This is a genomic window from Arthrobacter sp. zg.Y820, from assembly GCF_030125555.1.
GTDB lineage: Bacteria > Actinomycetota > Actinomycetes > Actinomycetales > Micrococcaceae > Arthrobacter_B.
Window position 1 is genome coordinate 202,714 of record NZ_JASKLX010000010.1, and the last position, 12,758, is coordinate 215,471.

Annotated in this window: 11 protein-coding genes; 6 read left to right on the plus strand and 5 right to left on the minus strand. The window is 66.4% G+C overall.

What is annotated here, in order from left to right:
- The first annotated feature begins 83 nt into the window (after positions 1-83).
- Positions 84-1,193, plus strand: a complete 1,110-nt coding sequence (locus QNN99_RS13005) for a threonine aldolase family protein (RefSeq protein ID WP_229966880.1) — start codon at positions 84-86, stop codon at positions 1,191-1,193.
- Between the two features lie 319 nt (positions 1,194-1,512).
- Here the strand turns inward: QNN99_RS13005 and QNN99_RS13010 are convergent, their stop codons facing one another.
- Positions 1,513-2,145, minus strand: a complete 633-nt coding sequence (locus QNN99_RS13010) for a DUF4352 domain-containing protein (protein WP_229966881.1) — start codon at positions 2,143-2,145, stop codon at positions 1,513-1,515.
- Positions 2,146-2,493: 348 nt separating this feature from the next.
- Between QNN99_RS13010 and QNN99_RS13015 the strand changes: the two genes are divergently transcribed.
- The 5 genes from QNN99_RS13015 (at position 2,494) to QNN99_RS13035 (ending at position 7,803) form a co-directional block, all read left to right on the plus strand.
- On the plus strand, positions 2,494-3,123 hold the full coding sequence (locus QNN99_RS13015) for a DUF3000 domain-containing protein (protein WP_229967000.1): 630 nt from the start codon (positions 2,494-2,496) through the stop codon (positions 3,121-3,123).
- Positions 3,124-3,642: 519 nt separating this feature from the next.
- Positions 3,643-4,950, plus strand: a complete 1,308-nt coding sequence (locus tag QNN99_RS13020) for an HRDC domain-containing protein (RefSeq protein ID WP_229966882.1) — start codon at positions 3,643-3,645, stop codon at positions 4,948-4,950.
- Between the two features lie 259 nt (positions 4,951-5,209).
- Complete coding sequence (locus tag QNN99_RS13025) at positions 5,210-5,653, plus strand: GNAT family N-acetyltransferase (protein WP_229966883.1); 444 nt, start codon at positions 5,210-5,212, stop codon at positions 5,651-5,653.
- A 154-nt stretch (positions 5,654-5,807) separates the two neighbouring features.
- Positions 5,808-6,242 (plus strand): SRPBCC domain-containing protein, encoded by a 435-nt coding sequence (locus QNN99_RS13030; protein WP_229966884.1) that lies wholly within the window; start codon positions 5,808-5,810, stop codon positions 6,240-6,242.
- Between the two features lie 187 nt (positions 6,243-6,429).
- The gene (locus tag QNN99_RS13035) at positions 6,430-7,803 is read left to right on the plus strand and encodes an MFS transporter (protein ID WP_229966885.1); all 1,374 of its coding nucleotides are present in this window, start codon (positions 6,430-6,432) and stop codon (positions 7,801-7,803) included.
- 47 nt (positions 7,804-7,850) lie between these two features.
- Here the strand turns inward: QNN99_RS13035 and QNN99_RS13040 are convergent, their stop codons facing one another.
- From QNN99_RS13040 to QNN99_RS13055, 4 genes are all read right to left on the minus strand, one after another.
- Positions 7,851-8,378: a DinB family protein gene (locus tag QNN99_RS13040; protein ID WP_229966886.1), complete on the minus strand. Its 528-nt coding sequence runs from the start codon at positions 8,376-8,378 to the stop codon at positions 7,851-7,853.
- Positions 8,379-8,478: 100 nt separating this feature from the next.
- Positions 8,479-10,950, minus strand: a complete 2,472-nt coding sequence (gene uvrA, locus QNN99_RS13045; RefSeq protein ID WP_442860531.1) for an excinuclease ABC subunit UvrA — start codon at positions 10,948-10,950, stop codon at positions 8,479-8,481.
- Between the two features lie 200 nt (positions 10,951-11,150).
- The gene (locus QNN99_RS13050) at positions 11,151-11,969 is read right to left on the minus strand and encodes an MBL fold metallo-hydrolase (protein WP_229966888.1); all 819 of its coding nucleotides are present in this window, start codon (positions 11,967-11,969) and stop codon (positions 11,151-11,153) included.
- Between the two features lie 103 nt (positions 11,970-12,072).
- Positions 12,073-12,696: a hypothetical protein gene (locus QNN99_RS13055; protein WP_229966889.1), complete on the minus strand. Its 624-nt coding sequence runs from the start codon at positions 12,694-12,696 to the stop codon at positions 12,073-12,075.
- Positions 12,697-12,758: the final 62 nt, after the last annotated feature.

Consider the following 12,758-nt stretch of genomic DNA (forward strand, 5'->3'; position numbering starts at 1 on the left):
CCTTGGGCGCACCCACCCGCCGCCTGAGCCCCCTCCGGCCGGGCCGGCGAAAACCGATCGAACCGTAAGAGATACTGGACACTGTGACCAACATTTCCCCCCTGCATGACATATCCATCCGCGCGTTTGCCTCGGACAACTATTCCGGCGTGCATCCCGAAATCCTGGACGCCCTGACCGCCGCCAACCAGGGCCACCAGGTGGCCTACGGCGAGGACGTGTACACCGCCAAGCTGCGCGAGGTCCTGACCGCGCACTTCGGGTCGCAGATGCGCGCCTTCCCGGTGTTCAACGGCACCGGCGCCAATGTGACCGCGCTGCAGTCGCTGCTGCCGCGCTGGGGTGCGGTCATCTGCGCCTCCACCGCGCACATCAATGTGGACGAAAACGGTGCGCCGGAGCGGATCGGCGGCATGAAGCTGCTGCAGATCCCCACCCCGGACGGCAAACTGACGCCCAAGCTGATCGACCAGGAGGCATGGGGCTGGGGCGACGAGCACCGTGCGCAGCCGCTGGCCGTGTCCATCACGCAGTCCACCGAGCTGGGCACCCTCTACACGGTGGAGGAAATCACCGCCATTGCCGAGCACTGCCACAAGCACGGGATGACGCTGCACATGGACGGCGCCCGGCTGGGCAATGCCGCCGCGGCGCTGGGCGTGACCCTTGGCGCGATGACGTCCGAGGCCGGCGTCGACATCCTCTCCCTGGGCGGCACCAAGAACGGCATGATGTACGGCGAATGCATTGTCTCGCTGAACCCGGCGGCCTCCCCCGGCCTGGACTTCCTGCGCAAGATGAACATGCAGCTGGCCTCGAAGATGCGGTTTATTTCCGCCCAGTTCATCACCCTGTACGAGGGCGACCTGTGGCTGCGCTCGGCCTCGCACGCCAACGCCATGGCGCAGCGGCTGCGTGCCGCGGTGGAGAAGATCGACGGCGTCGAGCTGACCCAGGCGACCGAGTCCAATGCCGTGTTCGCCAAGCTGCCCGCCGGTGTTGCCGACCGGCTGCGGTCCGCGATCCGGTTCTACGACTGGGACCAGGCCACCGGCGAGGTGCGCTGGATGTGCACGTTCGACACGTCTGAGGCCGATGTCGATGCGTTTGCCGAGGCCATTGCGCGCGAGGTGGCCGCGGGCCCTCAGGCTCCACAGGGTCCACAGGATCCGGATGCCCTGCCGATCAGCTAGGCGCCAGGTTCCACGGTGGTCCCGGGTGTCCGTTTTCGGGCCCCTGGACCACCGCGTGGTTCGTGGCGGAAAGTGTGTCCCCTTACCAGCTAATCGAAGCAGGACGATATGGGTCTTTTGCGCTGTGGAATGTACTCGTCATTCTGATGATTAGTGCCTGCATCGCCGAGCTCATATGCATCGCCGGAACGGGAATGCCCCAGAGCAGTCGTGCGGTTCTCCGGTGGACAGACGTCCACGGAGAAGATTGGAACGATCAGCTTGTCTCTCGTTCGGCGCTACGCGCTGTTATGACCAGGCCGACCGAAGTTACTTGTGATCAGAATGCCCATTCCCAGCCGCCACTGCCAGAGACTAGGTAACTCTTGAAAACCAAAGTACCCGTCTTTTCGGGCAAGTCCAGTGCGATTTTCCCAGTTACCTTCTCACCGGGCCCCACCCCGCCGCCATTGGCGCCAACCTGCTGTTCATCAGGCAGACACGAATAGGCCCCCTGAGTACCAAGGTCACCGTTGAACGTAGTGCCATTGGCACCTACGAACTTGAACATGCTTGGGTTCATGTCAAATACGTCATAGCCAGCTTCATCGCTAGCCAACTCCGGCGAGGTTTCTATCGTCACATCCAAGACAACGATGTTTCCGTTTTCAACCGCTGAGGGATACGGACCAGTACAAGGAACATCTGCCGTTATCGAATTGACTGTGAAAGTAACGATTGGCTTGTCCGAGCTGAGATCCGTGATTACTGCAGGCTCAGCAAATGCCTTCACAATATTGCCGCGCGACGACTTCTTCCCCTCGGGTGAAGCCGAGGGAGTAGGGGTAGACGGTGCCAGAGACTCAACATTGGGTGAGGGAACAGCGGCCGAAGGCGATCCCCCACACGCTGAGAGACTGAGACCGAGTGCCACTACCAGGGCAAGGGATGGTACGGACTTGTTGTAGTTCATTTATGGAACCCCCATATTGTGCATGATGCAAATAGTGCTACTTAGTGAAAAAATTCTCTCACGTTATTCCATCTGCATAGCCCGACTGGTGGATGCTAGGACGGCAGCATGAAGGGCACGTCCCAAAAGTACTTGTGTTCCTGTGCTTGAGATGATTACTGCCCCGTCGGCCAATGAGTCCGACCCTCGCCTGCCACCGGGCCAGCCAGCAGTCCCTGTAGAACATTCCGCACCGGTTCTTCCCACCGCATCCAACCTCTCCTACGCTGGACAGGTAACGAATGGGACACGTCGGCGAGCCTCAACGTCCGCCCGGAGCCGGCCCCGTAGTCTGCGAGGGTGAGTGCAATTGGTGACTTATCACAAGTACCCCCGGATTTCCTGAATGCCCTTGGTTCGCTGCGCAGGGCACGGTGCCGACCTGAGCTGCACCTGAACGAAATTCCGGCCCCCACCCGGCTGGCACCCTTCGCGGTGTCACTAGGCGCAGAAGTCCTGGCCTCCGGACCGCTGGCCCGCGACGAAGGGCTCGGCCACGGACCGTCCGGACTCGTCATCCCGGAACAAACCGAACTGGCCACCGGCCGCTTCATCCTCCTGCACGACCCCGAGGGCTCAGCCGTGTGGAACGGAACCTTCCGGATCGTCACCTATATCCGCGCCGAACTGGAACCGGACATGGGCAATGACGAACTGGTGGGTTCCGTGGCCTGGACCTGGCTGGTGGAAGCCCTACAGGAACACAACGCCGGATACACCTCGGCCGGCGGCACGGCCACCCGGATCCTCTCCGAAAGCTACGGCACCCTCGCCGACCGCGGCGGCGCCATTGACATTGAACTGCGCGCCTCCTGGACTCCGGACTCCGCAGACGTCCAGGCCCATCTGGAAGCCTGGTCGGACATGGTCTGCACCTTCGCCGGGCTGCCGCCCCTGCCCGACGGCGTCACTCCCCTGCCGCGGGTGCGCCGCAGCTGACACGGGCCAGGGATGCTCCGTTATTTCGAAGACGAGCCAGACCCCCATGGAGCTGAATGCTGCTGCACACAGTAACTGAGCGCCCCACATTAGGCACCCTCGATCCGGGTCAGTTCCGGAACCCCTTGAGCGGCGGAGGCCTTGTCCGGCAGCCGTCCCGACGAGACCGCAGCCTTGAGGCTGCTCGCCGTGGGCCATCCGGCGGGCCTGGTGAGATTCCCTCCGCTTTGTGGCAATCCCTCCGCGGCGCAGCGGAGGGATTGCCACAAAGCGGAGGGATGCTCGGCAAGCATTCGATCATCGGACGAACCCGGAGCGACGGGTGCCATTCGATCATCGGACGAACCCGGAGCGACGGGAGCCGCGCGCCGGCGGAGGCCGCACGGATTGCCACATCCTCGCATAGCGGGGACGAATGCCGGCCGCTACTGAGCCGTGCGCCCAACCCCGGGCACCTCCGCAGCCTCGCGTCCGCCTGTGTCACTGCAGCACCGGCAGACTCGATAGACTGAAGTTCTTATGACCGCGCAAATACCCGGCACCGCCACGCAGACCACATCCGCTGACCCGAACGCCGAGCCCCCGCAGCTCCCGTTGCTGGAGGCACCGAAAGACGGGGTGCCGCTGATCATCGACACCCAACGGGGCCTGGAACGCGCGGCCAAGGCTCTCGCTGCCGGCACGGGTCCGGCCGGCGTCGACGCCGAACGCGCCTCCGGCTTCCGCTACGGACAGCGGGCCTTCCTGGTCCAGATCCGCCGTGAGGGTTCCGGAACCTGGCTGATCGACCCGGAACCGTTCGACAATCTGGACATCATCAACGACGCGCTGCAGGGCGTGGAATGGATCCTGCACGCGGCCAGCCAGGACCTCCCCTGCCTGTCCGAACTGGGCATGTGGCCGGACAAACTCTTTGACACGGAACTGGCCGCCCGGTTGGCCGGACTCCCCCGCGTCGGCCTGGCCGCCGTCATCGAGAACCTCCTCGGTTTCACGCTGGCCAAGGAACACTCGGCGGCCGACTGGTCCACCCGCCCGCTGCCCGAACCCTGGCTGCGCTACGCAGCACTGGACGTTGAGGTTCTGGCCGAACTGCGGATCGAACTGATCAAGGTGCTCGACGACGCCGGCAAGCTCGCCTTCGCCGAGCAGGAGTTCGAAGCCATCCGCACGGCACCGCCGTCGCCCCCTCGGGTTGACCCCTGGCGCCGCACCAACGGCATGCACCAGCTGCGCGACCGCCGCCAGCTCGCCGTCGTCCGTGAGCTGTGGACCGAACGCGAACACCTGGCGGAAAACCGCGACACGGCACCGGGGCGGCTGATTCCGGACTCGGCCATCGTGGCTGCCGCCCGCGCCATGCCCACCACCGTGCCCCAGCTGCTCTCCACCCCGGGCTTCCACGGCCGTGCCGCCCAGAAGGAAGCTCCGCGCTGGATGCGCTGTGTCTCCGCGGCACGCTCGCTGTCCAACAGTGAGCTGCCGCCGCTGCACATCCCCACGCATGCACCGCCGGCCCCGCGCGTGTGGGCCAAGAATGACCCGGCAGCCGCCGCCCGGCTGCAGACGGCAAAACCGCGGGTGGCCGCCGTCGCCGAGAAGCTGAACCTGCCGATCGAGAACCTGCTGACACCGGATCACCTGCGCCGAGTTGCCTGGCGGCCGCCGGCCGACATCAACCTGGACAGCATCAGTGCCGCACTACGGGACCTCGGCGCGCGGGAATGGCAGATCGAGCAGACCGCCGCCGTGCTCACCGTGGCGTTCCTGGATCCGGATCCGCTGGTGGAGAAGGAAAAGGACAAGGACGCCGCAACCACCCGCTAGCCGACTTGGCGGGCAGCCTTTGCTGAGTGTGCAGCTCCGGTGACTTGGCATGCGGTTACTGCATCGAAGTCGCAGATATGGTGGCTTTCCCCGTCTCAAACCCGCCGCATATGCGCTCTCAGCGGGCGTAATCGCCGCGGAGTCACCATATGTGCTCCCTCGGCGGGGTCGTGGCCGGGAATCCGCCGGAGAATATCCCCGTAGCCGGTGAAGATGCGGCCGCGGTTCGGTGCCCCGCGCCGGCAGGTAGGCTGTCGCCATGCCCACCCTCGCGTATGCCGCCGGAACCGATCTGCCCGTTGCCGACGTCGTCCGGCTCTACGACACCGTGGGCTGGAGCGTGTACACCGAAACCCCGGACACGCTGGCCGCCGCACTTGCCGGATCCACGCGGATCGCCGTGGCCTGGGACCGCGGGGAGCTAGTGGGCCTTGCCCGCGTGATCTCCGACGGACACACGATCTGTTACCTGCAGGATGTCCTGGTGGATCCGCGCCATCAGCGCACGGGGCTGGGCCGGAACCTGGTCGAACTCATCCTCGCCCCGTTTGCCCACGTGCGGCAGAAGGTGCTGCTGACGGACACCGAGCCGGGCCAGAAGGCTTTCTACGAGTCGCTGGGTTACCGGCAAGCGGGCGGAGACCTCCCGGCGGACGACGACGCCGGCCTGCCGCTGCGCGCATTTGTCCGCTTCGACGGGTGACGATGTCGGGTATTTCCGGGCCCCGGTAACGATCCACGCAATATGCACTGGTGCACTGCAGCCAGCTAGATTATTCTCGGCCTCCGGTCCGGTCTCATGTCCATCCCTCCGGCCCGCGCATATTATCGCCGCGCTGTACGGAAAGGTTTCCATCATGCCCAGCTCTGCCTCCACCGACATCATCTATTCCGCCGCCCTGACCTGTCCGCCCGACGATGTGTGGCGGGCGCTGACCGCCACCAATCTGCCGCGGAGCTGGATGTGGAACTCAACCCTGCGGGGAATGATAGAGCCCGACGGCGACTACGCCCTGTCAGCCGACGGAGAGAACGTGATCGTGGGAACCGTGCAGGATGCCGAGGCACCGTACCGGTTGGTGATGAGCTTCGATGCCCGGTGGGATCAACGGGTGGCAGAGGAACCCGCAGGCGAGCTGGAGTATCTGATCACCCCCACCAGCGAATCCGAATCCGAGTTCAGCGTCCGGTTGTCAGGCCTCACGGGCTCCTCGGCGAACGCTGCTGAGCGGGATATTCCGGAAATCTACTCCCGGTTCAAGGTTTGGCTGGAAGAAGTCGACGGCATCTGAGCGTTATGGGGCAGCGCCGCCACGGAAACGACCCGGAACCCGCCTTTCCGCACCAAGTCCTTCCCTGCACCGGGTCCTCAACCCGATGGTCATCGAGGCGCACGAAATCATTGAAGACGAGAAACTCACTCAAGCCTCCTAGTCCGGGCCTCGGCAGGACCTTGGCGGCCAGTGTGCGGGAGCGCGGATGAACCTTGGGTCGGAGTATCGCCGGATCTGGATCGGCAACGCCTCCTCAAACCTGGCTGACGGGGTAACTTTCGTCGCGCTTCCGCTGCTGGCCGTGGAGATCACCAAGGACCCGCTGGTGATTGCCGCGCTGTCGATTTTCTATACCGCACCACGGCTGTTGTCGGTCCTGGGCATCGGTGTCCTGGTGCACCGCTTTGACCGGCGCCGGCTGCTCTATCTGGCCAACTTTTCCCGAGCGGTCATCTTCGCCGCTCTGACGGCCTTGGTTCTCGCCGACGCAACACCCATGGCGGCCCTGTACGCGGTGTACGCCTTCATGGGCGTCGTGGAGACCATCTCCGACAGCGCAGCAGTTGCAGTCCTTCCCCAGGCCGTGCCACCTGAAGATTTGGACCGCGCCAACGCCCGGATCGCCGGAACCCAGACGATCGTTGACGAGTTCATCGGTCCTCCGCTCGGCGGCTTCCTGTTCGGCGCGGCAGCTTTCGCTCCGTCCCTGCTGACCGTCGGTGCCTTCCTTGCGGCGGGACTTGCCTATTGGGGGCTGCGGCGGAATTACTCGCCCGCGTCCGGGTGCGGAAGCGGTGCCGGCACTCCCGACGGCAGCGGTCCGGCGGATCAGCAGGCAGCAGGGGTGGGCGGGCAGATCCGGGAGGGCGCGGCCTGGGCGATGCACCATCCGATGGTGCGGACGCTGGTCGTTATCGGCGGGCTGGCCAGTGTTGGCTACATGATCCCGTTTTCGTATCTGGTGATCTACGCGCGGGACGTGCTGCATCTCGATGCGACCGGCTACGGGCTGCTGCTTTCCGGCTCCGCACTGGGCGGGCTGCTCGGCAGCCTGGCAGCCGGCCGGCTCCGCCGCGCCATTGGGTACGGTTGGACGATAACGGCGGCGCTGATCACCGGGATGACGGCGCTTGCCGTCATTGCCGGCACCACCAATGTGTGGGTGGTCGCTGTTGCCCTGGCGGTGTACATGGGCCACGCCGTGGTTTGGAACATCACAGCCACGACAATCCGACAGAGAGTCATACCGGCGCGCATGATGGGCCGTGTCGGCTCCGTCGGCCGGCTGGTGGGCTTGACCGGCCTGGCCCTGGGTGCTGCACTGGGTGGCCTCCTGGCGGCAAGTCTCGGCCTGCGCATCCCCTTCGGCGTCGCCGCAGCGTTCTTTGCCGCTGGCGGCCTGCTGGCCCTGTCCGCCCTGCGCCACTTCCGCGCATGGGAGGCAGCGGCGCGCCGTGCGGGAAACGACGCCGGAGCGGACAGTACGCCGGGCAGGTCGCCGGACGGCGCACCGGACACTGCCGGCGACGAACTTGCCGGCGGGGAGCCTGGCGGCGGATCCGCGCTGCCCCGCAGCTGACGGCAACGGCCCGGCAGATCCGCAGGTGGCCGCCGCTACTGCCCCGACTACTCCCCCGTCGTTCCGTCCAGCAGTTCCCGCACGATGTCCAGGTGCCCGCAGTGCCGTCCGGTTTCCTCAATCATGTGGGTCACTACCCAGCGCACGTTGTGCCCGGAAGAACCGGCGCTGCAGGGATCATCCAGGTTGTAGCGCGACAGCACCTCGCGGGATTCGGCGCACGCCTCTTCGTAGTCCTTCATGATGTCAGCCAAGCTGTCCTCGGGACTGACCAGGAATTCGCCGTCCGGCTCTTCGTCGGACCACCGCGTGGAAACGCCGGCTTGGCCGTCAATCTGTCCGCGGAACCAGGTTCGCTCGACGTCGGCCAGGTGCCGCAGCAGCCCCGAGACCGTGGTCAGCGAGGGCAGCAGACGGCGGGCGGCGTCGGTGTCGCTCAGCCCCCGCGCCTTGAACACCGCGGAGGCACGCAGGTAATCGAGGAACCCGCAGAGGATTTCCCGTTCGGTGCCGGTGTCCGGCGGTTCGGGACGGTCATCAACGGACAGGTCGGTGGTCAGGTCGTCAGCAGTCATGGCGGGCTCTTTCCGGTGCGGCGGCTTCGTGGACGCCGGCACGCGGCGCCAGGAACCAACCTACCGGTCCGGCTCCGCTATTTGCCCAGCTATTTACCCGCTATTTCCCCAGCGCCGCCGCCAAATACGACGACGTGCGGCTGGCTGAACAGTCCGCCACCTCGGCGGGCGTGCCGGCGCAGATGATCCGGCCACCGGCGTCGCCGCCGGACGGGCCCATGTCGATCACCCAGTCCGCCGCGGCCACCACGTTCATCGAGTGCTCGACCACCACCACTGTGTTGCCGGCGTCCACGAGCCGGTTCAGCTGAGCCAGCAGCAGGCGCACGTCCTGGGGATGCAGCCCGGTGGTGGGTTCGTCGAGCAGGTACAGGGTGTGGCCGCGCCGGGCGCGCTGCAGTTCGGTGGCCAGCTTGATCCGCTGCGCCTCGCCGCCGGAGAGTTCGGTGGCGGGCTGGCCCAGGCGCAGGTAGCCGAGGCCGACGTCGAGCAGGGTGCGCAGGCTGCGCGCCGGTCCCGGCACATCGGCGAGGAACTCCGCGGCGGTTTCCACGCGCATGGCGAGGACATCGGCGATGGTCTTGCCGCGGTAGGTGACCTCGAGGGTTTCCTCGTTGTAGCGGGCGCCGTGGCACTGCGGGCAGGGCCCGTAGGTGCCGGGCAGGAAGAGCAGCTCGACGGCGAGGAAGCCCTCGCCCTGGCAGGTTTCGCAGCGGCCGCCGGCCATGTTGAAGGAGAAGCGGCCGGCGGTGTAGCCGCGGGCCCGGGACTCGTCGGTGCCGGCGTAGAGCTTGCGCACGGCGTCGAACAGGCCGGTGTAGGTGGCCAGGTTCGAGCGCGGCGTGCGGCCGATGGGACGCTGGTCCACCTTAACCAGACGGTCCAGGTGTTCCAGGCCGGCGATGTCGCGCACCGAGGCGCCGGGGTCGACGTCGTCCGCTGCCTCCGTGTCCGGCTCCTCGACGGCGGGCGCGGCGCCGTTGACGTGCTCCCCGACGGTTTCGGCCAGCACCTGGCTCACCAGCGTGGACTTGCCGGAGCCGGAGACGCCGGTGACGGCGGTGAGCACGCCCAGCGGAATCTCGGCGTCGAGCTCCTTCAGGTTGTGCCGGGTGATGCCCTTGAGGTTCAGCCACCGCTCGGGCGTCCGCCGGGTGGGGGTGATGTCCTTCGCTTCGCCGAACAGGAACGGGCGGGTGGCGCTCTCGGCGACCTCCGCCAGCCCGGCGACAGGTCCGCTGTAGAGCACGGTGCCGCCGCCGTCGCCGGCCTGCGGACCGACGTCAACGATCCATTCCGCGCTGCGGACCACGTCCATGTTGTGCTCGACGACGAACACCGAGTTTCCGGCGTCCTTCAGCTCCTGCAGCACGGCCAGCAGCGGTTCGGCGTCGGCCGGATGCAGGCCCGCTGAGGGCTCGTCCAGCACGTAGATGACGCCGAACAGGCCGGAGCGCAGCTGGGTGGCGATCCGCAGCCGCTGCATCTCTCCCGGTGAGAGCGTGGGCGTGGACCGGGACAGGCTCAGGTAGCCCAGCCCCAGGTCGATGAGCACCTGCAGCCGGGACAGCAGGTCGCGGGTGACGGTGACGGCCACTTCGGTGTCTTCGTTGGAGGCCGCGGCCCGGGAGGCGGTGCCCGCGGACTTGAGCTCCGCCGTCGGCCGGATGATCTCGGCCAGTTCACCCAGGGTGGCGCCGTTGAGTTCGGCAATGTTCCGGCCGGCGAAGGTCACGGCGAGCGCCTCGGGGCGCAGTCCGGCACCGCCGCAGACCGGGCAGGGGCCGGAGACCATGTACTCGAGCACGCGCTTGCGCATCTGCTCGCTGCCGGAATCGGCCAGGGTGTGCAGCACGTAGGACTTCGCGCTCCAGAACTTGCCCTTGTACGGTTTGGCCACGCGGTCACGCTGCGGGGTGATCATCACCACGGGCTGTTCCTCGGTGAACAGGATCCAGTCGCGGTCCTTCTTGGGCATCTTCTTCCACGGGACGTCCACGTCGTAACCGAGCTGGATGAGGATGTCACGCAGGTTCTTGCCCTGCCAGGCGCCGGGCCAGGCGGCGATGGCGCCGTCGCGGATGGACAGGCTTGGATCCGGCACCAGGGAATCCTCGGTGACCGTGTGCGCGATGCCCAGGCCGGAGCATTCCCGGCAGGCGCCGGCGGCGGTGTTGGGCGAGAAGGCGTCCGAATCCAGGCTGCCCGGCTCGGCATCCGCCGGGTAGGTGCCGCCGCGGGAGAACAGCATGCGCATGGAGTTCGAGAGCGTCGTCAGCGTCCCCACGGTCGAGCGGGAGCTGGGGGTGCCGCGGCGCTGCTGGAGTGCGACGGCGGGAGGCAGCCCGGTGATTTCCTCCACCTTGGGCGTGTGTCCCTGGGCGAGCAGGCGCCGCGCGTAGGGCGCCACCGACTCGAAGTAGCGGCGCTGGGCCTCCGCGTAGATGGTGCCGAAGGCCAGCGAGGACTTCCCCGAGCCGGAGACACCGGTGAAGGCAACGATCGCGTCGCGCGGGATGTCGACGTCGACGTTGCGCAGGTTGTTCTCCTGCGCTCCGCGCACGCGGACCATGCCGTTGGTGCTTCGATCGGTGCTCTCGTTGCGGGCGGTTTCCGGGGACAGCTCAGGGATACTCATCCCTTTAAGCCTAGCGAAATCGTCTGGAAGCACCTAAATGGTAAGCATGCTTACGCCGAGGGCGTGATGTGCGCGTCCGGGCGGCGGCCGCCTCCGGCGTCGTGGATGGACGGGTGGCGGTGGGTGGACGGGTCTTAGCCGGGCGAATCGTTCGGTTCTTCTTGGGTGAGCCGGGAGACTTGCCATCTGTGCACCTCGGGCAGCCAGTCCAACGGAGCCGATGGACCGACCCTCGGGTCATCGGTGGCACCGGTGTCCCGCAGATCCTGCACGTAGGCGCGGTCCTGGTCGATTCGTGCCCGCAGCTGCCCGGCGCCCCCGACGGAGCCGTGACCCGGAATGACGATAACGCCGTCGGGCAGGCTCTCGAACAGCCGCAAGGCGGCAAGGTAGTCCTCCATCGGATCCGCTGCCTCCAAATCCAGGAACGGCATCAGGATGTCAGAGAGCATGTCGCCGGCGACGAGCACACCGCGCTCCTCGATCAGCAGCGCCGCATGACCCGGGGCATGCGCCTGATGCTCGATGATCCGGATGTCGGGCCCGTCCCAGGGAAGCTGCGCAGCACCGGGGGGCAGACCGGTAATGAGACCGAGCAGCTCCATCGGAATGTCCCCGGCGTACTCCGGCGGAAGCCCCTCGGCGACGCGGTCCTGCCAATCCTCGTTGGAGAGCAGGTTGTGGATGGAAGCCGCGCACCGGGCGGTACCGTAACGGGGCACGTCCCCGAAGTTCGCGTGCCAGAGCACATGGTCCCAGTCAGGATGCGTCGAGAAGCCCGCCACAACGGGCTGGCCCAACGTCCGAAGGTCGTTGGCGAGGGCCGACATTTCGTCGCCCGTGATGCCGGGGTCGATGAGCAACACTCCGTCGCGGCCCTGCACGGCAACGGAGTTGCTCGAGATGAACTCGCTTTCGGAAACCAGAACGCCTTCAGCGACTTCCGTCAGCATGAGATGTCTCCCGCCTGTGAATTATCACCGCTGTCGAGACGGTATTAGCCGGCGGCAGCACTGTGCAAGCACTGGCGGCGAAGCGGGTGGGCTGCGGCCGGATTTAGCCGGCTGCGGCGGGCACAGCCTGGAGCGTGACGCCGTCGGGCAGTTCCGGAGCGTCGAACTTCTGCCGCTCACACTCCGCGCGCAGCTGCGGATAGGTGTCGGCGATGAGGTCGAGGATCCGGTTGCGCACCACCAGGTAGGCTTCACCCACTCCCACCACACCCTTGAATTCCTTCAGTTCCTCCTCGTAGGAGGTCTGCTTGTGCCGCAGGTAGTTCACCGTCAGCCGGTCCAGCCGGGCGGTGGACGTTTTTCGGCTTGCCGGAGACTGGCTGCGCCGGAGCCTGCTGTTGAAGTGTTCGATCGCCTTGTCCTGCATGTCCTGCCACGGCTCCGGCTCGATGCGCAGCTCGAGGGCCTCCGCAGCGGCGACCGCTTCCTTCTTTTTGGCCAGGGCCCTTCCCCGGGCGGCCAGCTGGCGGGTGCGGGATGCTTCCCGCGCCTTCCGGTACTCGGGGGTGGCTTCGATGGCCTCCACCCGTTCCAGCGCGTACAGCTTCATCGGAGCGGCCTTGCGGGAGAACGGATTGCGCGCCGTCTGGTCCGGTTCGGGCAGGAAGGTCTTGATCTGCGTTTCCGTCCACCCGCGCTCCTTCTTCAGGTCGTTGGCGATCAGCATGCCTTCGCTGTTGGCCGGTTTCGGCCGCGGCGGATGGTGTTTTCATAGGGACATGCTGACTC

Coding starts and splice junctions, on each gene's coding strand:
- QNN99_RS13050 (WP_229966888.1), bottom strand. CDS start 11,969: ATGCTGACGGAAGTCGCTGAAGGCGTTCTGGTTTCCGAAAGCGAGTTC.
- QNN99_RS13020 (WP_229966882.1), top strand. CDS start 3,643: ATGACCGCGCAAATACCCGGCACCGCCACGCAGACCACATCCGCTGAC.
- QNN99_RS13030 (WP_229966884.1), top strand. CDS start 5,808: ATGCCCAGCTCTGCCTCCACCGACATCATCTATTCCGCCGCCCTGACC.
- QNN99_RS13025 (WP_229966883.1), top strand. CDS start 5,210: ATGCCCACCCTCGCGTATGCCGCCGGAACCGATCTGCCCGTTGCCGAC.
- QNN99_RS13055 (WP_229966889.1), bottom strand. CDS start 12,696: ATGCTGATCGCCAACGACCTGAAGAAGGAGCGCGGGTGGACGGAAACG.
- uvrA (WP_442860531.1), bottom strand. CDS start 10,950: ATGGTCCGCGTGCGCGGAGCGCAGGAGAACAACCTGCGCAACGTCGAC.
- QNN99_RS13040 (WP_229966886.1), bottom strand. CDS start 8,378: ATGACTGCTGACGACCTGACCACCGACCTGTCCGTTGATGACCGTCCC.
- QNN99_RS13010 (WP_229966881.1), bottom strand. CDS start 2,145: ATGAACTACAACAAGTCCGTACCATCCCTTGCCCTGGTAGTGGCACTC.
- QNN99_RS13035 (WP_229966885.1), top strand. CDS start 6,430: ATGAACCTTGGGTCGGAGTATCGCCGGATCTGGATCGGCAACGCCTCC.